This window comes from Bacteroides clarus YIT 12056 (genome assembly GCF_900129655.1).
In the GTDB taxonomy this organism is placed as follows: Bacteria; Bacteroidota; Bacteroidia; order Bacteroidales; family Bacteroidaceae; genus Bacteroides; species Bacteroides clarus.
The window spans coordinates 392,554-417,005 of the sequence record NZ_FQWK01000001.1; the positions used below are offsets into that span (position 1 = coordinate 392,554).

Sequence of the window (24,452 nt, forward strand, 5' to 3'; positions counted from 1 at the left end):
AAAGAGAAGGTATATGACTATATAATCTTAATTTGGCTATATAATAATATACCTTCACCTAAATCAGATTATTTGAAATTATTTATACCGTGCTGTATCCCACCATACACGAACGGAAAGACCATCGCCTTTGCCGCCGTTTAAGGTCGGGTCTGTTGCGTATTCTTTATTATTGCTTAATTCGTTGTCTACGTACCGCAGCTTTTTGATAAATTCATTATTTGCCGGATTAATCGTAGGTTCCAGACTTTGTTTAACAGGATTAAGCTTAGGATATCCGGTACGGCGGAATTCAGCCCATGCCTCTTCTGAATTAGGATATATTCCTATCCATTTCTGTGTGATAATTTTCTCTAATTTTATTTCAAAATCATCAGCGTTGTTCCAAGCTACTTGTCCGGTTGTAATGTACGTGTTGTCATCGGTTGTGGAGTAGGACCCTTCAGGAGCTAATGCTCTCATTTCTTCAAATGAAGCACGGATCCCCTCTTCATAGTTTGCCTGAGCATCTCCTGCCCCTTGCCAACCTCGTAAGGCGGCTTCAGCTTTTAGGAAACATACTTCAGAATAATTCATTAATCCTAATGGGGTAAAGTTGGCGTCTGTATTGGGTTTTGCAACATTAGAACCTTTTGCGGCAGAATTCCAATCGTATCCCCACATATATCCCCAAATACAGGAGTTATGACTATTATCATATTCGGGTAGCGAAAGGTCTGTAACAGGCAGTCCATTGGGTACTCCTCGATATTGTACTGCGTCCGCTTCTCCTTTTACCCACGCTCCGCTTTGAGACAGAATTAAGGTGAGACGCGGATCGGTCACCGTACCATAGCTTGTAAGCATGTCAACCATCGTTTTACTGGCTCGGGATTCATCGACAACCAAACTGCGTAATAACGGGTTTGCCCAGCGATTCGGTTGTGGCGGGGTTACACCGGCATTGTCACTGTTGGAGGCTATAAGGGATTCCTTTAAGGCAGCCTCTCCTTCGGCTTTAGCTTTATCGGGATCAATGAATGAGAGACGCATGGCGGCACGTAAACGTAAGGAGTTGGCTAACTTGATCCATTTGTCTACATCACCTTGGTAAATTAAGTCCTCAGTATTATATTGGAGTTGATTACTCTTTTTCTGTTTTAGTTCTGTGACGGCTTCGGTCAGTTCCTTAAAAACGTCATAATAGATATCTTTCTGGCTATCGTAAGGGATGAGCGTTTCTCCTATTCCCGCTTTGAAATAGGGAATGTCCCCGAAAGTATCTGTCATCCTTATAGTGCTAATAGCTAAGTTGATACGCATGATTTGATACATGTCGTTGTATTCCGGATGATTTTCTAATGTGGGCTCTATTTCACGGATTCTTTTGACCATTTGTTGGTAATAAGGCGTCCAAAGTCCGCGTTCGGCCCATGAAGTGTTAAATACATAATTGCCAGAGGTGAAAGAGCTGCTTGTATTGGCTAGATATTGGCAATACAGGAAAGAATATAACAGAGCGGCTCTCTGGTAATCGCCATAGACAATGTGGAAACCATGATATTGCATATTGGGCAGTGACAGACTGGGAGATATTTCATTGACTGCCATTGGGTCTTTGTTCATTTCTTCAAATCCGCTTGTACAACTACTGATGGTAATGGCGGAAAGTAGTGTGATTAGAATCTTATGTAATTTCATAATAATATTTATTTAGAATTTTACGTTAAGTGAGAAACCTACTGTTCTTGTTGACGGAAGAGCGGCAAGTTCGAAAGCTTGGAATACGTCTTGGCTGTTTTGTGCAAACTCGGCATTTACGGGAGCGGCCTTGTAAATATTGAATAAGTCACGTCCTACGATAGAAACTTTTACATTGGTTATCGGAGTGTTTCTGAACCAGATTTTTGGCAGTGTATAGCCGATAGAGAGTTCGCGCAGTTTTACGTATGTGGCATCGTGTAAAAACTCTTCTCCTACAGGATAAGTTCCGGCGATAGTAGCATAATATTCTTGAGCAGTTACCTGCTTGGTGTTTTCCAGTCCGGTTGATTCGACAATACCGTTTACTACCATGCCGTCACGTCCACTCAATGTTCTCTTGGAGTTACCGGCACCGGTAGCATAAGCATCGGTCATTGAGAGGAATTGGCCGCCGTATCTTACGTCTATAAGAGCGCTGAATACAATGTCTTTCCAAGATAGTGTGGTACCAAAGGAGCCTGTCCATTCAGGCATCATATTACCGATGACCTTTTCGGATTTAGTGTCAATGAGAGGCAGACCGTTGTCTCCTACCAAGATACGTCCATCTTCATTTCTTTTGTATGCAGTGGATACAATATCGCCAAATTTTCCACCTTCATCAATGACAACCTTTCCTACACGTACATTGGTGGTGAGCGGGAATACATAGCGTTTGTTCTTTTCATCCAGCTCTACATTGCGAGTTGTATTTTTACCCCAATTCAAAGTCACGTCCCAACGCCAGTCTTTGGTTTGGATAGGAGTACCGGTTACCATTAATTCCACACCTTTACTTTCCATTTTTCCTGCATTGATTTTCTTGCTGGCATATCCGGAGGAACCGGGAACAGTCATTGACAGAATTTGGTCGGTTGTGGTAGAACGATAATAAGTAAAGTCAATGCCCAGGCGGTTATTGAACATGCGGTAGTCTACACCTACTTCCCATGATAAAGTTTTCTCGGGTTTAAGGTCGGCCAATGGATATGTGTTAGAGCTACTTCCTACTGTATGGTTACCTAACGCTTCCAGAGTATATACGTTATAGAGCGCATAGGGGGCTGTGTCGTTGCCGACCTGTGCAATAGAACCACGTACTTTTAAAAAGTACTCTTTGGGCAGTTCAAATATGTCGGACAGAATTCCGCTTAAACTTGCAGACGGGTAGAAATAAGACCAATTGGATGAAGGCAAGGTGGAAGACCAGTCATTACGCGCTGTAACATCAAGGAAGGCATATCCTTTATATCCCAAAGTAGCATTTCCTAAAACCGAGTTGATGCGTTTCGATGAAAAGTCCTGAATAGCCAGTTTGCTTTCACCGTTACTTAATGCTACGAAATTGGGAATGATTGCTTTACCGCTTTCACCGGCTAAAGATTTAAATTTGTTGTAGTTGGTGGCAATCCCCACATTGGCTGTTAAGGAGAAATCTTTAAATCGTTTGTCAAAGTTCAGCATCAGGTCTGCGTTTAATTCTTCGCTTGCGGTGTTGGTAACGGTCATTAAGTCTTTAGGACTTTCCGCTTTTGCATGATAAGGCATATAGGTTTCTACGTTGTCTGAAATTCTATCCAAACCGATTCGTCCGGTTATTTTCAGCCAATCGGTGATATTACCTACTACGGTTACCTGGCCTTGGAACCTGTCTCTGTTCAATTCGTTTCCATTTCCGTTTGCAATAAGTCCGTATGGATTTCTGTATTCGGTATCTTCTCCATGCCAGTTCACAACATAACCGTCAATACCTACCGGGTTTTGTAAGTCTTGTAAACGGATATTCCGTGGTAAACGGATCAAATGTGACCATACACCGGTATAGAAAGTTTCCGGACGGTTTTTTACTTTTTCACGGAAATAAGATACTTTACCGCCAATGGTCAGATATTTGTTTTTGATTTCCACATTTAAGTTATAATTCTGTTTATTCATGGATTCATTGGGCAGAATACCCTGGTTACGGGTGTCGGTGAAAGAGAAACGCGCATTCATTTTCTCGTTACCGCCGGTTGCGCTGACTGAGTTTACATAGTTTAAAGCTGTGCGGAAGAAATCATCAATGATGTTTTTCTGAGGTAACATGGCGTATTCTTTGTAGGACTCATCTCCATAAAGTTCTTTACGCCAGTTGGGAATCATTTGTCCTGTCATCTTGGGACCCCATGAACCACTGGCTTCCAGTGCATATTGTCCATTGGTACCCTGGCCATATACATCTTGGAATTCGTACGAGTCGTAGGCTTTACTCATAGAAACGTAGCCATTATATTCCAACTGCAATTTTCCTTCCTTACCCTTTTTGGTAGTGATGACAATTGCACCATTTTGTGCCCTTGAACCATAAAGAGCGGCAGCATTGGCACCTTTTAATACTGAAATACTTTCGATATCATCAGGGTTGATGTCGGCAGCTCCGGAAGAATATGAGAACTGTGTATTGCTGTTGGAATTATCCAGAACAGGTAGTCCGTCAACTACCCAAAGCGGTGTGTTATTACCGCTTAAAGAGTTCAGACCACGGAGCACAATACGAGTTGGCCCACCTACGCCACTGCCGGATTGCGATATCTGTACGCCGGCTACCTTACCTTGCAGTAGGTTTGAAACACTGGTAGAACGGTTTTCTGAGAAAACGTCTGTTTTTACTTCTTGCATGGCATATCCTAATGCTTTCTTTTCTCGTTTAATACCTAATGCCGTTACGACGACTTCAGAAAGCATTTCGCTATCTTCTTTTAATGTAATGGAAAAATTGGTTTTTTTGTTGATACTGATTTCTTGTTTCTCATATCCAATGAATGAGATAATAAGTTTACCATTCTCCGGAGCATCTAATTTGAAAGCTCCGTCAATGTCTGTTATTGTTCCAAGAGTGGTTCCTTCCACTGAAACATTGGCACCAATAATGGATTCTCCGTTTACATCTTTCACTGTACCTGTAATGGTTCTTCGTTGCTCTTGCGCAAAGGCAACGAAACAGATGAAAGACATCATTGTTACAAAAAGTAATCTAATGTGTTTTTTCATACGACTTTGTTTTTAAGTTAAACAATAAGGAATTTAAAGTATTATAATCTGTCTTATATAGACAATCTTGAATAAGTATGCATGTTATATATATTTGATTTAAATGCAAATGTATTAATATTGCGGTAGATATTATTAAAATATATTAATTATTTGCAACGGTATATGCTATTTTTGTATTCCACCTGTATAGAGTGCAGGCCTGTCTCTCATTTCCCGTATTTCCCATGTCCCATTGAAGCTATCGTATAAGATAGAGGAATCCTTTCTTTTGTTTTTATACATTTTACCGTTTATAACAGGCCTGTTTTTTCCATAGCTGAATGTCGATTGTGTTTTACGGTTCCAAATATACAGACTTGCCGGACGCTTGGTATTCAGCTCCGCTTCAATCTTCCAGTCACCGCATTGAAAACTGTTATTGCCGGAACGTTCTATATTTACAATTCGGTTTTCGTTCGCTTCCACTTGAATAATAGTAAGTATACGATTGGCCTTACCGGGTTCATAACTGGCTGTCAACGACCAGGGAGCGGTAAAGTCTTCACCGCGGACACCTATTTGCCTGTTTGGCTCGGCGGCAAACTTATCCGTTTGGCTGATAGTACATTTTTGTTCGCTGAACAAGCGGGCGACAGAAATATATTTGTCTTTTTTGTTACGGGTTGTCAACGTTGATGTTGCTTCGTCTATCTGGAATTTTACCGGACTGTGCAGCAGCCAATCCCAACTTACCGCTTTAGTTGCTTCCAATTCGTCGTAGATAACCACGATGTTGGGGTGCAACAGGAAGATATGGCGGCGATACTTCTTCAGGGGAGTTTCTCCGAAACCGTTTTCGCGTGACTGTTCAAGATTGTGGCCGGCAAAGTTCTTTTGCCACATGGGGTATTCACTGATGCCGCAATAGGCGTTGGAAGCATCTCCCAAGGCATAGGAGACATGCTCCCCGTTGAACATGCGTACAATGTTTCCATACGCACGTGTGGTGAACGGTTGTCCGATGCCATCTATTAATAAGGTGTTGTGGGCGCGTGTATGGCGGTAAGACAACAGGTTATGCGGGTCGGAGAAGTTCATATAATGACCTACCGCATGGTAAATGGCTTTTCCGCCATAGTGCAAGTTGAAAGCATTCTGGTTGGAGTGCGTGTGGCTGCCGGAACCGAACGGACTGGAACGGAAGCTGAGACTGATGTTATGTTTATAGTCCTTCAAATCGCTGTTGGCTATCATTTCACCGGTATCTTTGAACCATACGGCTTTGGGAGCATCTGCCGGTAATTCGGCTTGTCGGGGACGTTGTTTGCCGCATGCCATACGGTAGAGGCGCGTTTCTGATTCTGTTTTATAACGGTTGTTGATAGACGAATACCAGGCGGCGTACGGGTCCTCGGTAGTGCGTGCCATGAAATCGGCAAAAGCACTGCGGATGCGCAGGGGCTTGCCGTTATTTTTTTCGTGTCCGTCGCCGAACCCCGCACTCAATGCCCGGGGTTGCCAGCTATACAGCATGCCGATGCCGGCATTTTTATACCAGGGATGTTGCATGAAATCTGTTTTTGTCAGATAGCTGAACAGGGTGGGTACATAAGATAGGGTAACAGCATTGGCGCTGAAATAACTTGTTCCGTTATGCCATGAACCGTCGCGGTTGAAACCGGAGGCCGGGGCGCGTGCCGTCCAAAGTTCGTAGCTGTATTCCAGATATTCTTTGGCAAGCGGATATTTGCCGTACATCACCAATGCGGCTTGCATGAAGTGGCGGAATGCGAATTGCCAGAAATGATTGTCGAAGATATGGGTTTCTTCATTTTCCAGAATATGGCTCTTATAATAGAGTGACAGTACATCCATAATGATACTTTCTATCTGTTTACGCTCTTGTGAACTGAAGCGGTCGTAACAATTCTCATAGGTACATGCCAATGTGTAAATCAATTCTCCGGCATTGAAATCATTGCCGATAACCTTCTTGTCAGGTTCTACGGCCAACAGGCAGCGTACGTTTTGTACCATTTTTTCTGCGTATACATCCAATTTCAGCATTTGATAGGCAGTATTCAGATTATCACATTCGACCGCCATACGGGTGATTTGTCTGTATGGTTTGGTATCGTTGGCATAGTTTGAACCGAGCGCATTGCGCGAGTCGGTAATCATGTTTTCGAACTCCGGATGTGAACGTACTTTCCTGCGCGCTTTCTCCAGATTGTCGTTCAGGAAACAATAGATGCGGGGATACGCTTGAGGGATGCTACTCAAAAAAACATTGGCTTCAGGTGTTACGAATCGGGGTATGTCATCGGTTACGGTAAAACTGTATGTCTTGCTCCAGGAAAACTCTTTACCTTCTTTGCTTACCGAACGCACACGCCAGTACCATGTACCGTTTTCCAATACTTTGTGCGGATTGAACATACACCAGGGCTTGGGTTGGGACAGCACGGTACTTGCATCCGAGAAGTCTTTGCTTCTTGATAGATTGAATTGCAGGAAATCCGATTGCTTGACGCTTTTTGGAACCAGCAGTGGCGAAGGGTTTATATATAAAGTATGCTCTTGTTGCGGATACGGCGTTTCGCGTTCATTTTCGTGGATACACTGGATGTTTTCAGCCTGAATAGAAAGCGGTATCAGGCAGAATGTCAAGAAGAGTAAGAGTTGTTTTTTCATGTTGGATAGTTATTTGTATAAAAACTGTTTTTATTAGGTTTGTTATTTATTTCTTTTCAACACAGATAGTTGTTGCCTTTCCTTCATTCTTTTTCCGGTCGAGTGATACAATCTTGAAAATCAGAAAATCGGTAGTTTTAAGTTCTGACGAGGTATATTTGTATGACGGTTGCTTCACGCCGGTTGCTATCAGTTCGTAATCGGGATTGTTGCCGCGAGTACGGTATACGGCATAGGCGGCAGCATCTTTGGCAGGTTTCCATTGAAGGGAAACGGTATCTTCGTTGAAACCGGCTGTCAAATCCTGTGGGGCTGCCGTTACAGTGTGTTGCGGCACATTACTTATTGTATATGTTTGGTTGGCTTTTGTCGGGAATGATATTTTGTCCTTACCAAGCGATTTGTATCTTATCATTTTACCGGTGGTATCTTTCAGTTCTGCACATGCAATGCCGGGGTATTTCAAGACACAAGTGTTATTCTGTTTTGACAACACTTTGGCTTCTGTGAGCCGTCCTTCCTTCCAACTGGCGGATACTTCGAAGTTGCCGCGTGCAGTAAGCCCTTTGTATGAACCGTCTTTCCATGCATCGGGTAATGCAGGCAGTATATGTATATATCCTTCATGGCTTTGCAACAACATTTCCGCAATGCCGGCCGTCCCGCCAAAGTTGGCGTCAATTTGAAAAGGTGAACGCAGTACGGCAAGGCAGGTTGCCCAAAGATTTTCGCGAATACCGTTTGTCAGCAAGGCAGCTACGAGATCATGTGCACGGTTACCTTCTTTGGCACGTGCCCAAAGATTTATCTTATGGGCCATAGACCAACCGGTAGAAACATCGCCGCGACGGTTGAGCGTTACTTTAGCGGCATCGAGCCATGCGGGAGTATTCTCATTTATCAGTGTGCCCGGATAAAGACCGATAAGTTGTGATAGGTGACGGTGATGCTGTTCCAGCACGATATCGCCATAGTACTTTTCTTCACGGTATTCTTTTATCTGACCGGAGTACCCTATTTGTACGGGGTCTAAACGCTTACTCTGTTCTTTAAAGAGACGGATATTTTCGTTATGCTCGCCCAACAGGTTTGCGGCACGAATGGCATCTTGATGGTTTTCATATATCATCTGCTGGTCGAAAGCGCAACCGATAGTGGGATAGGGACGGTTAGTGGCTTTAGCATATTGCTCGGGTGAAGCAGAAGGGTTGGCAAGTAAAAGACCGAGCGTATCGGTAGTAACCTTACTCAGAAAATCGGCTACTCCCAGTATGGCAGGATAGGATGTCTCTTTTAGGATTTGTTTGTCATTGGTGAAAGCGTAATAATCCCAAAAAAGTTTTGAGGTGAAAGCTGCCATGCCGGGACCGGAGTGTCCGCCGGGCATTCCTACCATATAGGCTCCCGCTCCTGTACCCATAGTCCAGCCATTGCCACCGGGTTCGTCAGAGAAATGCTGCGGGTGGTGTATTTTGATATACTTTGATGCAAATTGTTCGGCCATAGGTTTATAAGCCTTATGGTAATCGGAATAACTCTCAAACAGTTCGGTCAAATTGGTGTTGAAAGCAGGCCAATAGTTCATTTGTATGTTGATGTTGTGGGTATAGTTACCGTTCCAGGGGGCCAGCTCGTACTGGTTCCATACGCCTTGCAAAGTGGGTGGGAGAGCACCTTTGCGGGCACTGCTGATAAGCAGATAACGTCCGTAATGAAAAAACAACTCTTCCAGATACGTATCTTGCTTTCCGGCCTTGTATGCAGCCAACAGGCGGTCGGTGGGAAGATAGCTTTTGGGGCCGATATTCAGTTGCACCCTTTCGGTAAGCGAGGAGAAGTCGTTAATGTGAGTGGTGCGCAGTTGGCTATATCCTTTCTGGGTGGCTTTTATAAGGCGTTGGGATATTTCTGTATGCGGGTCGGGATATCCTTTCAGCTTTTCGGCAGGTTTATTGGCAAATACTTGAGGCGATAATCGGTAGTTGGTTCCTAAAGCCAAGAGTATAACGGCCGAATCGGCATTCTCTACTCGGATAGTACCATGGTCTGCGTTAGAGTCGTTCCAAGCGGACATACTGCCATTTATGGGAATCACTTTGACTTGCGCTTCATAAATCAGTTTCAGATATTCGGTTTGTCCTCTCAGCGTAATCATATCATCTTTAGCGAACACCTTACCTTCACGTCCGTTATAGCTGAAGCGGGTTTGCGTGGGACCGCTCAAGTAACCTATGGTCATGGTATCCGTACGTTGCAGAGGTCCGAAAGGTACTAAATGTGCGATTTGCGGGCGAACGGTAAAAGTGAGGCTTCCGGGTTTGTCGGCGGTCAGCTTGATGACCAGTACATTGTCCGGATAACTCATGAAATATTCGCGGTGGTATTTTACGCCTTGGTATTGGTAACTGACTTCGGCGATACCTTTGTTTAAGTTCAGGCTGCGACGGTAATCGCTTCGGAGGTCATGGAAAAAGTCCAGATATAAATCACCGAATGACGTTTGTGTTTCGGCCCCCCAAAGTCCCCGTATATATAAAGTTTTATCTGTCAGTTGCAATCTTTCGGTACTTGTACCGCCAAAGATACTGGCTCCCATATAACCGTTTCCGATGGGTAGCGACCAACGTTCCCAATCTATATCTATGGGACGTTCCGATTCATTGGCGGGAATCAGGCCGCCTTTGTTGCTTGCAGGTTCGTCGTACCAAAGTTCATAATCGGAGGTCAAACGTTTTATGTTTTCATGTTGTGCCTGTACATTGATTATATAAAAGAGGCATAATAGAACGATTAAGAGTTTCTTCCTGTTTTTCATATATGTATTCTTGCCTTTTTGTTCAAAGCAAATATAGGCAAGCAAATACTTTTCGGCTTATAGTAGCGTGTAATAAAAAGTGAGGCAGGTGCAAACCTGTCTCACTTTTGTCGAATTGTATTTTAATTCTGTCCGAATAGTTACTTTCCGTACTCTGACGGCAGGCAACCGAAGTATTTTTTAAAGCTGGTGGCAAAGTACGATGGGGTATTAAAACCTACCATTCCGCTGATTTCTGCTACTGTGTATCTTCCTTCTTTCAGCAGCTTGCATGCCCGGTTGAAACGTACCTTACGAATGAAGTCATTGGTCGGTTCGCCTGTCAGCGCTTTCATCTTGATATGCAGGTTGGAACGGCTCATGCACATCTCACGGGCAAATTCATCTGTGGAGAACTCTACATTATCTATATTTCGTTCCACTATTTCTATTGCTCTCTTTAATAACTCCTCGTCCAGCGGGTTGAGCGCCACTTTTTCCGGTTCCACTTCCAATGAGTTGGAATAATGCTCAATAGCCCGATACCGGGTACGGAACAGGTTCCTGATTTTCGCAACAATCACTGCCATTGAGAAAGGTTTGGGAATGTAATCGTCCGCACCCACTTGCAAGCCCTCCAATTGCTCTTTCAAATCGGTTTTGGCAGACAGGATAATAATAGGTATATGGCAGGTACGCAGGTTTTGTTTGATTTGTTTGCATAACTGTAAGCCGTCCATAACGGGCATCATGACGTCGGTCAGTATAAGGTCTATCTCTTGTTCTTTCACGATGGATAACGCCTCTTCACCGTTTTCTGCTGTCAGGATGTGATAGCTGTTGCCTAACTCTTCGCAGAGGTACTGCCGGATGTCCGTATTATCTTCTACAATCAGGATATTTTCTTTACGTTGCCTGTCTGCTTCCGTTGTTTCCTCTGTCACTTCCTTTACTTCCGTATCGATTACATACATATTCTGGTCGTTGGTGGTATACATTCTCTGTTCTTCCATGGGGTCTGATGCGGATTGCTTCTCTTCCGGAAGATAGGCCGATTCTTCTGTGGGCAGATAGACGGAGAAAGTGCTTCCTGCCCCTTCTTCGCTTTCCAGTTCGATTCGTCCATGGTGCAAGTCTGCAAGTCGCTGTACCAATGATAATCCGATGCCGCTGCCCAAATGCTCATTATCTATTTGATAAAAGCGTTCGAATATTTTTCCCTGTTTGTCGATGGGAATACCGTTTCCTGTATCTTTTACCCGGAGAAGCAGTTCATGGTTCTCTTCCTGCAATGTAACAGTGACGCTTTTGCCCTCACCGGTATATTTGAAGGCGTTGGAAAGCAGGTTGTTTACAATCAGTTCCATATAATCCGGATCGCAGAGAATCTCGCGTCCCTCGACATTGGAGTTGAAGTTATAGGATATTCGCTTGCGTTGCGCCAAACGGTCGTAGAATAAAAAGTTCTTTTCGATAACATCGTGTATCGGGGTGAGTCTTACTTTAAGATTGAACACGCCTAATTCGGCACGCCGATAGTCCATCAGCTGATTCACCAGGTGTAGCAGCCGGTTGGTATTCTTCTGGACATGTTCCAATTGCTTGTGCAGCCATCGGTCGCTTACTCTATCCAGCATTTCCTGTACCGGAGCGAGAATCAGAGTGAGCGGAGTACGCAATTCATGGGAAATGTTGATAAAGAAACGCAGTTTCATTTCATTCATTTCTTTTTGCCGCTCACTGTCCACGCGTTCCATTTGCAGTTTGGCTTCCATACTTTTGCGCATCCAGAAGTAACGGAAGACGAAAATGACGATGGAGATAAAGGCGATGATGAATAACAGGATAGCCCACCATGTTTTATACCAAACGGGCAATACCGTGATTTCCAGTTCTGTCGGTATTTCATTCCATTTCCCGTCGCTGTTGGCTGCTTTTACAAGGAAACGGTAGGTTCCTGCCGGCAGGTTGGAGTAAGATACCGTACGCAAGATATTGGAGTAGTACCACTCTTTGTCATAGCCTTGCAGCATATAGGCAAACGTATTATGATTACCCGATATGTAGTTCGATACCACGAAATCCAGTGAAAACATGGATTGCTTGCTCGATAGTGTGATGCTTTTCGTATCGCTGATGTCTTTCTTCAATATGCCGGTATCGTCATCGGGAAATACCGTTTGATTGAACAGGTGCAATCGGGTGATTACAACCGGTGGAGTGTACGGATTGTCTACGATCTGTTCCGGATGAAATGTAGTGACGCCGTTGATGCCGCCGAAATACATTTGGCCGTCTGACGCTTGGTAGTAGGCATTATTCGTAAATTGGTTGCTTTGAAGCCCGTCATTGTCCGTATAGTTACGGAATTTTTCAGCTTCGGGCTGAAAACAGCTCAGGCCTTTGTTCGTGCTTAGCCACAGTCTGCCGGATGCATCTTCCAAGATTCCGTGTATCACGTTGTTGGGCAGTCCGTCAGCGGTGGTATACTGTTTATACTCCTTTGTACTGTCGTCAAAACGGTAGAGCCCGTTTCGCGCTCCTATCCAGAAAATTCCGTTCCGTGCTTCGTATATGGCGTTGACTGCCTTACGCCGTACCGGAAAACTGTCCGGGAGTATAGGGCAGACTAATAGTCCGTTATTGTCTTCCGTGTACACGTTCAGTCCTGTTTCGCTGCCCAGCCAAAGGCGTTGTTTACTGTCACGTAATATGTATGTAAATTGTTCCTGCTCCAAAGGGCGGCCGTTACTTTGGAGAGTTACGCGGGTAAATGTTTTCTGCCGGGTGTCAAAACGTAAAAGAACCGTCATGCCGGTCAGCCATAAGTCACCGTTGGCGGCCGGCCGGATGTCGTATACGTTTCTCGTATTTCTACTGTTAAACGTTTCGATATGGCCGGAATTCCGGTGCAGAATACTGAGCCCGCCGGTATGGGTTCCGATATAGACCAGATTCTGCGCTTCATCTATATGTATGGCTTTTACGTCATTGGAAGCGAGGCCGTCTTTCTGTGTATAATGTGTGAATTTTTGCGTTTGCGGGTTGTAATAGTTCAGACCGCCGTTATTGGTACCTATCCAGATACCTTTTTGTGCGTCTTCTTTGATACAGCCTATGGTATTGCTGTTTAACGAATTTTCTTTTGCAACGGATTGTATGTTATGAAAGCGATTCTTCAACGGATGGTAATAGTTTAATCCGCCATAATAGGTTCCTAACCACATTCCTCCTTGAGTGTCCATGAAAATGTCACGGACGGATGTTTGCGAAAGGCTTCCGCTGACCTCTGAATTGCTGGTATAGCTGTTAAAGGAGTCGGTAGCCTCGTTATAGATATTCAGAGAGTTGATAGTGCCTATCCACAAAACATTTTGCGAGTCGAGTATCAGTGAACGGATATAATTGGAACTGATACTTCCTTTCTTTCCGGGGATGTGGGTATAATTGATTGCTTCTTTTGTCCGGGGATTGATTTTGTATAATCCGTTTCCTTCTGTGCCCACCCATAGGCAGACCGGGGATTGCTGTAAAATAGAGAGTATTTGTTTTCCTTTCAGCTTCTCCGGCAGGACATTTTCGAGCGTGTTGCGGGAGATTGAGTAGACGAACATTCCTTCATAACTTCCGATGTATATATTGTCTCCTTGTCTGCTGATAGCGGTAGGTGATATGGATAAAAGCGAAGGGTGCAGCGGAGTATCGGAAAATCGGCGGGTTCCGGTATCGAACCGCAAAAGATTCTCGTCTTTGCCTGCGAATAGGAGCAACTGATTTTCATTGATTTCCACCATACCGTTGATTGGGGTATTGGCTTTATTCTTCGGGTAGGTGTAATTGTAGAATTTATCTTGTGTTGCGTCATAGAGCGATAAGCCTTCCTGCGTACCTATCCATATATTTCCTTGTGAATCGCTCATGCACGCTCTGGTTATATCGCTTCCGATACTGTATGGATTCTGCTCGTCATGTTGATATACGGTAAAATCATAACCGTCGTACTTGTTCAGACCGTCATGGGTGGCAAACCACATATTGCCCTGTTTATCTTGGGTTATGTCAAAAATAGTATTCTGTGATAACCCTTCATTCACTCCGATATGCACAAAACTGATATGTTCCGCAGGCTGTGCATGAAGCGGTGATAACAATGCAATAATGGTTGCTATAAGGAAGGTGAAGTACTTTGTCATATTTTGTTTTTCTAAGTTTTTTGTATGGATATCTTGTTACGACTTGATATATTCCGAAGGCAGACAGCCGAAATACTTCTTAAAGCTCGTTGAGAAATAAGAAGGAGTATTGAAACCTACCATTGCGCTGATTTCAGCTACTGTATACCGTTCCTCTTTAAGCAGTTTGCATGCCCGGTTGAAACGGATTTTACGTATGAAGTCATTTGTTGTGTCTCCGGTGAGCGCCTTTAACTTTAGATGCAGGTTGGAACGGCTCATACATATTTCACGGGCAAAATCATCGGTGGAAAATTCCACGTCATCCATGTGTTTCTCAACAATGGCTACCGCTTTTTTCAGCAGTTCTTCGTCCATTACGTTGAGCGCCACTTTCTCCGGCTCTACTTCCAAAGAGTTGGAGTAATGCTCGATAGCCCGGTAACGCGTGCGGAACAGGTTTCTGATTTTCGTGGTAATCACCGCCATCGAGAACGGTTTGGGGATATAATCGTCCGCACCTACCTGCAATCCTTCCAGTTGCTCTTTCAAATCCGCTTTGGCGGACAGTATGATGATAGGTATATGACAGGTGCGCAGGTTCTGCTTAATCTGTTTGCACAGTTGCAAGCCGTCCATAACGGGCATCATGACATCCGTAAGAATCAAGTCCGCCTCTTGCTCCTTCATGAGCGCCAATGCTTCCTCTCCGTTACCCGCTTCCGATATGTGGTAACTTTTTCCCAACTCATCACTCAGATATCGACGAATATCGAAATTGTCTTCTACGATGAGTATCTTTTCTTTCCGTGTCCCGTCACTCTCTGCCGTTTCTTCTTTTATTACCTCTTTTTCATCTTCCGTGTCAACGATGTACATATCCTGATTGTTGGTGGTGTACACCTGTTGTTCCCCGATGGCGTTTGTCCGGGTTGCTATTTCTTCCGGTCGATATGCCGTTTCTTCTGTCGGTAGATAAATGGAGAAGGCGCTTCCTTCACCTTCCCGGCTTTCCAGCTCGATTCGTCCGTGATGCAAGTCTACAAGGCGTTGTACCAATGATAAGCCTATTCCGCTTCCCATGTGTTCGTTGTCCGCTTGATAGAAACGTTCGAATATCTTAGCTTGCTTGTCGATGGGTATTCCGTTTCCGGTATCTCTTACTTGCAGCAGCAGTTCCTTACCGGTTTCCCTCAGTACCACTGTAATGCTTTTTCCCTCATCGGTGTATTTGAACGCGTTCGATAGCAGGTTGTTGACAATCAGTTCCAGATAGTTGGGGTCGCAAAGGATTTCTTTTCCCTCTACCTCTGAAGAAAGGTTATAGGCTATTCTTTTCCTTTGAGCCAGCCGGTCGTAGAATAAGAAGTCTTTTTCAATGACTTTGTGAATCGGGTTACGTCTGACCTTGAGATTGAATACTCCCAACTCGGCACGCCGGTAGTCCATCAGCTGATTCACCAGATGCAGCAGCCGGTTGGTGTTTTTTTGTACATGTTCCAGTTGCTTGTGCAGCCATCTGTCACTTACCTTATCCATCATTTCCTGTACGGGGGCGAGTATCAGGGTCAGTGGCGTGCGCAGTTCGTGCGAGATGTTGATGAAGAAACGGAGCTTCATTTCGTTCACTTCTTTCTGTCTCTCTTTGTCCACCCGTTCCATTTGGAGCTCGGCCTGCATACTTTTACGCATCCAGAAGTAGCGGAATATGAAAATTGTAACCGCGATGAAAGCCGCGGTGAACATCAGCACGGCCCACCATGTTTTATACCATACCGGTAATACGGTGATTTCCAGTTCGGTCGGTTTCTCGTTCCATTTACCGTCACTGTTGGCGGCCTTCACCAGAAAGCGGTATGTCCCTGCCGGCAGGTTGGAGTAGGACACGGTACGTTGATTGTCTGTGTAATACCATTCTTTGTCATATCCTTGCAGCATATAGGCGAAAGTATTGTGTTGGCCTGATATGTAGTTGGGCGCTACGAAGTCCAGTGAGAACATGGATTGTCTCGCGGTAAGGGTTATGCTGCGGGTTTCCCGGATATTGGTTTTCAGTATGCGTGTACCGTCACCCGGTGTAACTTTCTTGTTGAAAAGCCGCAGGTGAGTGATGATGACCGGAGGAGTATACGGATTGTCTACGATTTCTTCCGGTTGAAAGGCCGTGATGCCTTTGATTCCGCCAAAGTACATCTTTCCATTGGCGGTACGGCAGTAGGCGGATGCTGTAAACTGGTTGCTTTGCAATCCGTCGTTGCTTGTGAAATTACGGAACCTTTCAGTCTTGGGCTGGAAACAGCTCAATCCTTTATCCGTGCTTATCCACAGCTTTCCTTCAAAGTCTTCCGATATGCCGAATACGACATTGTTAGGTAACCCTTCTTCAGTAGTATATTGTTTACTTGTTTTATCCGTTTCATCAAAGCGGTAAATACCGTTACGGGTACCAATCCAAAAGATACCGTTGCTTCCCTCGTATATGCAGTTGATAAAACGATGATTAAGCGGGGAGTCCGAAGACAGTACGGGAATGCTTTGCAATTCGTTTCCGTCTTGTGTATAGACGATGAGGCCTGTCTCGCTTCCGAACCAGAGGCGCTGCTTGCTGTCCTTGAATACGGTGGTGATTCGCGTACTTTTAAACGGTCGGCCGTTCTTTTCGGTAGTAACGGGAGTGAACGTCTTCAGCGCGGGATTAAAACGTACCACCCCTCCCAATGTTCCTACCCAATATTCACCGTTACCGATGGGTACGATGGCATAGATGCTTTTTGTGGCAATGCCCGACGGATACGGGATGGTAAAGGTTTCGATGCGGCCGGTGTTGCGGTGTAACACACTGATTCCGCCGGCATGTACACCGATATAGACTTTGTTCTGTTGCTCATCCACATAGATTGTCTTTACGTCATCAGACCCCAGGCCGTCTTTCTGAGTATAGTGGGTAAATGTATTGGTTTTGGAATTATAGAAGTTGACGCCACCGCTGTTTGTACCGATCCATAAATTACTTCCCCCATCCTCTACTATGCAGTTTATTATGTTGTTGTTTAAAGAATTACGGTTGGGAACAGACTGTATCTTTTGAAAGCGGTTCTTCAACGGGTGGTAATAATTCAGACCGCCGAAAAAGGTTCCCAGCCATACTCCGCCTTGCGAATCGGTGAATATGCTGCGAATGGAAGTCTGCGACAGACTGCCTTTCCTCAGAGGGTTGCTCTTGTATATCGAAAACGAATCGGTTTCCTTTTGATATATGTTGAGAGAATTGATAGTGCCTACCCATAGCCTGTTTTGCGTATCCAACGAAAGCACGCGTATATAGTCTGAACTGATCGGGCGTGTGCTTCCCGGTGTTGCCGTATATTGTTTGACGTCGCCGTTCAGCGGGTTTATGAGGAATAGTCCGTTACCTTCGGTACCTACCCATAACTGGGTGGGAGACTGTTGCAATACGGCGGATATGCGTTTCTCTTTAAATACCTCAGGTGCGATGCTTCCGATCGTGTTGTCCGGGACGGAGTAAGAGAACAGGCCTTCCCGGCTTCCTATATAGATGTAGTCTCCCTGACGATTGACGGATGTGGGAGTGATGGTAAACAAATCGGGATTCAGCAGGGACTTGGAAAATGATTGCGTGCGGGTGTTGAACAGGATAAGCTCTTCATCCGTATAGATAAGCAACAGTTCCCCGTTGACTGTTACAATCTTATTGACAGGCATGTTTTTACCTTCTTTCGTGTATTGGAAATTTTGGAAACACTCCTTGTCGCTGTCATACAATGAAAGGCCTTCATAAGTTCCGACCCATATTCTGCCTTGGTCGTCAGTCTGTAACGAACGGACGATATCGCAGCCTAAACTTAGCGGGTCTTTTTCATTGTGCTGATATACGGTGAATGTATAACTGTCATATTTGTTCAGTCCGTTATAGGTGGCAAACCACATATTATCGTATTTGTCCTGGGCAATATCGAATACGGTGCTTTGTGACAAGCCTTCGTCCAATCCGATATGGACGAAACTGATCGGCGCGGCAGTCTGTGCGTGAAGCGGATATATGAATAGCCAAAGTAATACGGATAATATGATAGGCTTTGTCATGGTTCATTGATTGATAAGGTTTTGTACAGCAAAGGTACGAAAAAACTCTATATGAACATGCCTGCGCCGAAAAGAATAGTTGCTTTTGGTACTACGCATATTTAGAATTGAACTTTTATCTTTAAGAATTAAAGTTTGGTTCTTATGAATTAAACTTTGATTCTTATAAACTAAACTTTAATTCTAAGTATGCGCAGTAACAAAAACAACTATATCACCTTATACAGCTCTTTCCCATTGATAAGTCGCAGGTATCTCAACAATCCCTCCATGTAATAATAATCGGCATACGAGAGCGCGCCGTCCAACTCACTGTTACGCAGTAAGTTTCCGGTGGCATGCATCAGGATGAAGTTTTTATGGGTTCCGGGTTTTGCCAGATAGGCGGGAGAAGACAGGCTTTTCAGCTGTTTTTCTCCGGCTTCAAAGTATTTCTTTCCCCGGGCGGAATAAGTGCTGAGTTCCATTAATGCGGAAGCCATAACGGCTGCTGCCGATGCATCGCGCATTTTTGAGCGTTCGGGAGCGGAGTAATCCCAGTAAGGAATCATATCTTCGGGCATGTTGGGGTGACTTAGCAGGAAATCCGCAATCTTTTCTGCGTGTTGCAGATATTTCCGGTCACCTGTTTCGCGATACATCATCGTAAAGCCGTAGAGCCCCCAAGATTGGCCGCGAGACCAGGTGGAGTGCGCCGTGTCGTCCGAACCGTTGTTCCAATCGTACTTGCGCATGGCTCCCGTTTCCGGTTCGTAGTCCACAACATGCGGGCAGGACATGTCTTTGCGGTAATGATATTTCATGGTTTTGTCCGCATGGGAGACGGCGATATGCCTGAGTGTGGTATCGCCGGACATTTTGTAGGCTTCCATCAGTAATTCCAGGTTAATCATGTTGTCTATGATGACCGGAAAGAGCCAGTCTCGTTTTACATCCGGTTCCCACGACATGATAAGTCCTGTTTTGTACGAGTAACGTGAGGTCAGCGTTTTGGCAGAACGGAAGATGATGTGGCGGTAGGCCTTGTTTCCGGTCAGCAGATAACCGTTTCCGAAGCATGAATACATTTTGAAACCTATGTCATGGTCGAAAGCATTGTTCTGTTCTCCTTCCATCAAGGCGGTGGCTTTCTCGGCACGCGTTTTCCATGTATCTTCTCCGGTGTAGGTGTACAGATACCATAACGTACCGGGGAAGAAGCCTGCCGTCCAGTCTGTTTTGGGTTGTAATCCCCGTTGGATAGAGCGTGGAAGCAGTCCGGTTTTCATAACTTCGTTGTACATGGCTTCCGATTGTGTTTGCGCCACCGTGAAGGCATTTGCCACCCATGCGGGCACCACCTTCACCTGAAGAGGGTGCATTTGCCGGGCTGTCAGGATACTTTGGCAACCCAGCAGGGTTAATGCCAATAGCAGTACGGGTCTTTTCATGATACGATTCGTTTTTGTTTATACGAGTGTATTTTATTCAATTATAAGATGTTTCATTTCTTCGTCTATCTCTTTTTGGAGCTCTTTGATTCGGGCGTACATCTGCTCTGCGATTTCAGGATGTTGTGCTGCCATATCGTTACTTTCCTTGGGGTCGGCTTCCATGTCGAAGAGGGCAAGGCCGATGTTTCCGCCTTTGGCAATCTGTTCGCCGGGTAGCCCGTCCTTGCCGGGAGTTTTTACGATGCGGTAGCTATGCGGAACTACGCATTTCCATTTTCCGTCGCGCAGAGCTTCCACTACGCCGTTGTATACAAAGTAGAAAGGCCGGTGTCCTGTTTCCTCTCCGGTAAGGATACCCCAAGCGTCTTGTCCGTCGAATTTATTCATGCGGGGCATCTGCGATTGGGTGAGGTTTACCAATGTCGGCGTGATGTCGAGGGCGGAGAGGAACTGGTCGCTCACCTTGCCTGCGGGGATTACGCCCGGCATACGGACTATGAAAGGTACGCGCTGTCCGCCGTCGAAAGTAGTTCCTTTACCTTCACGCAGTCCGCCGTTGCTGCCGCCGTGATTACCGTAACTCAGCCACGGGCCGTTGTCGGAAGTAAACATGACAATGGTATTTTCGTCCAGCCCGTTGGCTTTCAGGGTTTTCATGATTTCGCCTACGCTCCAGTCTATTTCCATGATTACGTCGGCATAAAGGCCTTCACCGGATTTTCCTTTGAACTTGTCCGATACGCCCAATGGCACGTGAGGCTGGGTATAGGGCAGATAAAGGAAGAACGGTTCCGCCTTGTGGTCGTTGATGAACCGGATGGCACGCTCGGTCAGTCTTGTGGTCATTTGGTTGACGGGAGCGTTGTATTCTATCACACGGTCGTTGTCGTAGAGCGGCAGCGCCGGATAGGCATGGTCGGGTGCCGGGTGGTAAGGCCACATATCATTGGAATAGGGAAGACCGAAGAATTCGGTGAAGCCGTGGCGCAGCGGCAGATATTCAGGCTGATATCCTAAATGCCATTTGCCTACGATTCCTGTGGCGTAGTCGTTCTGTTTCAAATATTCCGCCAGAGTGATTTCACTGCGTTTGATACCGTTTTCCGAGGTATCGTCTACTACGCCCGGTACTCCTACACGCTCGGCGTAACGTCCGGTGAGCAAGGCGGCACGGGAAGGGGTGGAAGCGGCTGCTCCGGCGTAGAAATTGGTGAAACGGGTTCCTTCGGCAGCCAATCGGTCCAGGTTGGGAGTTTGCAGGTGCGGACTGCCATAACATTTCATGTCGCCGTATCCCTGGTCGTCGGTCAGCAGGATTACGATATTGGGTTGGCGGGCGGATTTGTTATCTGCATTTCCGCTCTCGGATTGCGTTGTTTGGGAGCCGGTGCAGGATGATAATCCTGCAGCAGCCAAACATACTATGGATAGTTTATTCATTGTGCGTTATTTTAAGTACTTCTTCATGTTACTTTTTGGGGATGTTCACTATTATCGGCGTAGCTGCGTACAAGTCCGATTGATAGTTGTATTTTGCTGCATCGCGGCTGTCCGGCAATTCTACCGTAACCTTGCTGCCTTTGCCTTCTGATGTTACCGTAACGGTTTCGCCTTCGAGCGGGTATACGCCTTTGGTTTGATAGGTATAGGTTCCGGCGGGCAATTTGGCGGATGTGCTGAAAGTCAGAGTTTGTTTCTGCCCGTCCGGCATCGGGTTGTTTACGGACAATACCCATTCCGATCCATTATCACGCAGCATAATCTGTGCCACATCATTGGAAGTTACCGTGGTTTTGCCTACGGAAATGCTTCCCGGCTTGAAGAAAGCATACTGCCAGGTTTTGTCCGTATCGGAATATACCGCATGTGCGGCACCGTCTTGCATGGTGAATTCCAGGTTTTTCAACAAGGCTTCCACGCGTTCCGGCATTTCTTCCGCACTGACGTTGGGAAGCTGTATGTAACGGTAGGCGTTATCCCGGTTTTGTCCGGGTTGCACTCCATGGCTTACGGCGATAATGAAATTCGGTTTCTTATCGGCTATCGTGCGGTCGGTGATATTTATTTCCTTACCGCTCTTTATCTGTAATGACAGTTGTTTTACCGGTAAGATAACATACCCTTTGCTGCCTTGATGCAGCCAGCATACATCTTTTATTTCCTGTGTGAGGTTTATTGACTGTCCGGGCTCTACGGTTTGTATTTCTTCACCCGCACACCAAGTCAACGGACTGTTCAATGCGGTTTGGTCGATGAAAGTTGTAATCTCATTTCCTTGTCCCGGACGCAGGCGGGCGATATCGCTTCCCAAAGCGATGATTTTGTCCTCGATGAAATGGTAACTCTTGAACGCGGTGGCCGAACTGTATGTTTCTTTCGGCAGATGGTGATAGATACCCATGCCGGTTTTGCCGTCTGCCAGTACACCCGAAATCTTGTTCAGTCCCGGCAGCGATGCCTGCGCATGTCCCAGCGGCATCGGATCGGTACGCCATTCTTCCGTCAGTCCGGGCAGGGCGTGCCAGTCGAAGTTGCAGATAACCTTGTCGGAATATTCATCTCCTTTTACTTTAACTTGCAAGATACCATATCCCATGTGCCAAGAGCGGCGGACTTTCTTACTGAAATCCTCGGCGCCTACGGTACGTTCCGATTTCAGCTTCAGCGAAGCGTAAAATGGCATTTCGTTTTCACCGCGGCGGTGTACCAGATATTCGTTTACCCAATAGGCATCCGTACCCGAATATTCAAATGTATTGTCCTTCAGTTGCCGGCAGATTGTGTTCAACTGTTCTACTCCGGCCAGTTTGGAGCCTTTGTTCTGCGCATTGAGCATAGATTTCACCGCCTTGGTATAGGTTTTGGTGGTAAATGCGCGCAGGTCATCCAGGAAGGAACGTCCGGCAACAAGGAAGTCCATTCGCTGCTTGTAGAATAGTTTCGGATATACGTTCAGCAGGCGGTCCAGTTGGAACTGGTAGTATTTATCGGCTATTTTGAATTTCGTGTTCTTGAAATAGCCGTATCCGCTGTTACAGTCCGTCAACCATTCGAAGCCATAGGCTACCATGGCGGCATCGGTCGCATTGCCTATATGGTGGGAGATGGTTCCGTCGGGCTGGAACCCGGACTGTATATATTTGTGGGCTATAATATTATATTTGGTCATCCAGCGGCTGAGGTCCGGTACAATGCCGTGAGGGCTCCAACCCGGTGAGAAACTGAATCCTTTAAATGGCTGGTCGTGGTAGAAATCGCTGTACCAATACTGTACGTAAGTCAAGGGACGGTTGTAGTCTGCCCAGATGATGGGTAACGCCAATAATGTACGTGAACGGTGTCCGAGGTTGGCGTCTGCCCATGCACCGGACGAGTAGATGGTGTCTTGCAATTCGCCCCAGCGTCCATCGGGATTGTCGATGGCGCGGCGGCTTTCTATTTCGGCAAAGAAGATTTGCAGGTAACGTATCAGGGCGTTATGCACTTTCAGACAGGTTTCATCCTGATTGCGCATGCCTTTCAGCAGTTCGGGCATCAGATGGAGTACGGGCACTACCAATGGGTCGGTCAGTGTCCATTGGTGAGTGGGTGTCTGCATACCTGCCATGTTGTGCGCTTGCAGCATGCCGAAACCGTCACCGGTACAATTGCCGATCGGCTTTCCATTTACCATGACTTCGTTTCCCTCTACGGGCACGGAATTGGTATAGGTTAATATTGCCTGATACAAGGTCTCTTTTAACTCATTTCGCTTTTCGGGGTCGCCTTTAGGCCCGTATACCTTGGAAGTGGCGTAGGAATAACCCAGTCCGCCTATCCGGTTGGCGACTTCCGCCCAGTCGTATTCTATGGTTCCGCTCGGCGCATGGTCGTTGGTCGGGTCGAGCTTGGCTACATAGTCTTGCGGACGCCCTTGGTAACATTTCTCCAGTCCGGCAAATTTCCAGCCGTTGTTTTTCAGTTCGTCAATCTTGGCGGCTACTTCATCATCGGTGTATTTGATACGTCCGTATAGACGTTTGTTCTCAAGTGTTTTCGGGGTATATCGCTTGTTGAACAAACTCCATAAGGTTTCCTTTACAACTTTGACGTTGATATTGAACTTTTTCAGTTGTTTGTCACCGTCCTTCAGGGCAATGGTCAGGCGATGATTGGAAGGGGTGCTTCCGGTGTTCTGCCCTTGGGCCACGGTGAGTACGCCCATTATACGTTTAGATAAGTCGTATCGGGTTTCCAGTTTGAACATTCCGTCCTCTTGTTTGAGAATCTCAAAGTGATAACCGGCAGGAATAGGGTTTGTCAGCACATCCTTGTTCCTTTCCAAATGAATACGGCCGATAACTTCCGTTCCTTCCGGGCTGTTTACCGGGATGTCAAAGTAATTGGCAAATACTTTTTCTTCCTTTGGTGCGGCGGATGCCAGAGCCGGGAAGATGAATAATACAATCAATAAATGAAGAATCTTGTCTTTCATGCTGTTTTGGTTTTTATAGTTTCTCTTGCGAAACAAAAGTAACGTAT

9 protein-coding genes are annotated in these 24,452 nt (G+C 45.8%); all 9 read right to left on the minus strand.

The window, feature by feature from the left end:
- Nucleotides 1-78: 78 nt before the first annotated feature.
- The 9 genes from BUB52_RS01485 to BUB52_RS01525 all read right to left on the minus strand — a co-directional run bounded on the left by BUB52_RS01485 (nucleotide 79) and on the right by BUB52_RS01525 (nucleotide 24,405).
- Complete coding sequence (locus BUB52_RS01485; protein ID WP_009123134.1) at nucleotides 79-1,680, minus strand: SusD/RagB family nutrient-binding outer membrane lipoprotein; 1,602 nt, start codon at nucleotides 1,678-1,680, stop codon at nucleotides 79-81.
- Between the two features lie 12 nt (nucleotides 1,681-1,692).
- A complete protein-coding gene (locus tag BUB52_RS01490) occupies nucleotides 1,693-4,752 on the minus strand; it encodes a SusC/RagA family TonB-linked outer membrane protein (RefSeq protein ID WP_009123135.1) in 3,060 nt (1,019 codons plus the stop codon).
- Between the two features lie 168 nt (nucleotides 4,753-4,920).
- Nucleotides 4,921-7,428 (minus strand): DUF4962 domain-containing protein, encoded by a 2,508-nt coding sequence (locus BUB52_RS01495; protein WP_009123136.1) that lies wholly within the window; start codon nucleotides 7,426-7,428, stop codon nucleotides 4,921-4,923.
- 46 nt (nucleotides 7,429-7,474) lie between these two features.
- Nucleotides 7,475-10,243 carry a glycoside hydrolase family 95 protein gene (locus BUB52_RS01500; RefSeq protein ID WP_009123137.1) on the minus strand — a complete coding sequence of 923 codons (2,769 nt, stop codon included), beginning with the start codon at nucleotides 10,241-10,243 and terminating at the stop codon, nucleotides 7,475-7,477.
- Nucleotides 10,244-10,383: 140 nt separating this feature from the next.
- On the minus strand, nucleotides 10,384-14,415 hold the full coding sequence (locus BUB52_RS01505; protein WP_009123138.1) for a hybrid sensor histidine kinase/response regulator transcription factor: 4,032 nt from the start codon (nucleotides 14,413-14,415) through the stop codon (nucleotides 10,384-10,386).
- A 36-nt stretch (nucleotides 14,416-14,451) separates the two neighbouring features.
- Entirely contained in the window at nucleotides 14,452-18,498 is a 4,047-nt protein-coding gene (locus BUB52_RS01510) for a hybrid sensor histidine kinase/response regulator transcription factor (RefSeq protein ID WP_009123139.1), read from the minus strand.
- Nucleotides 18,499-18,707: 209 nt separating this feature from the next.
- Nucleotides 18,708-19,928, minus strand: coding sequence for a glycoside hydrolase family 88 protein (locus tag BUB52_RS01515; RefSeq protein WP_009123140.1), 1,221 nt, complete (start codon nucleotides 19,926-19,928; stop codon nucleotides 18,708-18,710).
- A 33-nt stretch (nucleotides 19,929-19,961) separates the two neighbouring features.
- A complete protein-coding gene (locus BUB52_RS01520) occupies nucleotides 19,962-21,371 on the minus strand; it encodes a sulfatase family protein (protein ID WP_009123141.1) in 1,410 nt (469 codons plus the stop codon).
- Between the two features lie 28 nt (nucleotides 21,372-21,399).
- Nucleotides 21,400-24,405 carry a polysaccharide lyase family 8 super-sandwich domain-containing protein gene (locus BUB52_RS01525; RefSeq protein ID WP_009123142.1) on the minus strand — a complete coding sequence of 1,002 codons (3,006 nt, stop codon included), beginning with the start codon at nucleotides 24,403-24,405 and terminating at the stop codon, nucleotides 21,400-21,402.
- Between the last annotated feature and the right edge of the window lie 47 nt (nucleotides 24,406-24,452).

Coding starts and splice junctions, on each gene's coding strand:
- BUB52_RS01485 (WP_009123134.1), bottom strand. CDS start 1,680: ATGAAATTACATAAGATTCTAATCACACTACTTTCCGCCATTACCATC.
- BUB52_RS01490 (WP_009123135.1), bottom strand. CDS start 4,752: ATGAAAAAACACATTAGATTACTTTTTGTAACAATGATGTCTTTCATC.
- BUB52_RS01495 (WP_009123136.1), bottom strand. CDS start 7,428: ATGAAAAAACAACTCTTACTCTTCTTGACATTCTGCCTGATACCGCTT.
- BUB52_RS01500 (WP_009123137.1), bottom strand. CDS start 10,243: ATGAAAAACAGGAAGAAACTCTTAATCGTTCTATTATGCCTCTTTTAT.
- BUB52_RS01505 (WP_009123138.1), bottom strand. CDS start 14,415: ATGACAAAGTACTTCACCTTCCTTATAGCAACCATTATTGCATTGTTA.
- BUB52_RS01510 (WP_009123139.1), bottom strand. CDS start 18,498: ATGACAAAGCCTATCATATTATCCGTATTACTTTGGCTATTCATATAT.
- BUB52_RS01515 (WP_009123140.1), bottom strand. CDS start 19,928: ATGAAAAGACCCGTACTGCTATTGGCATTAACCCTGCTGGGTTGCCAA.
- BUB52_RS01520 (WP_009123141.1), bottom strand. CDS start 21,371: ATGAATAAACTATCCATAGTATGTTTGGCTGCTGCAGGATTATCATCC.
- BUB52_RS01525 (WP_009123142.1), bottom strand. CDS start 24,405: ATGAAAGACAAGATTCTTCATTTATTGATTGTATTATTCATCTTCCCG.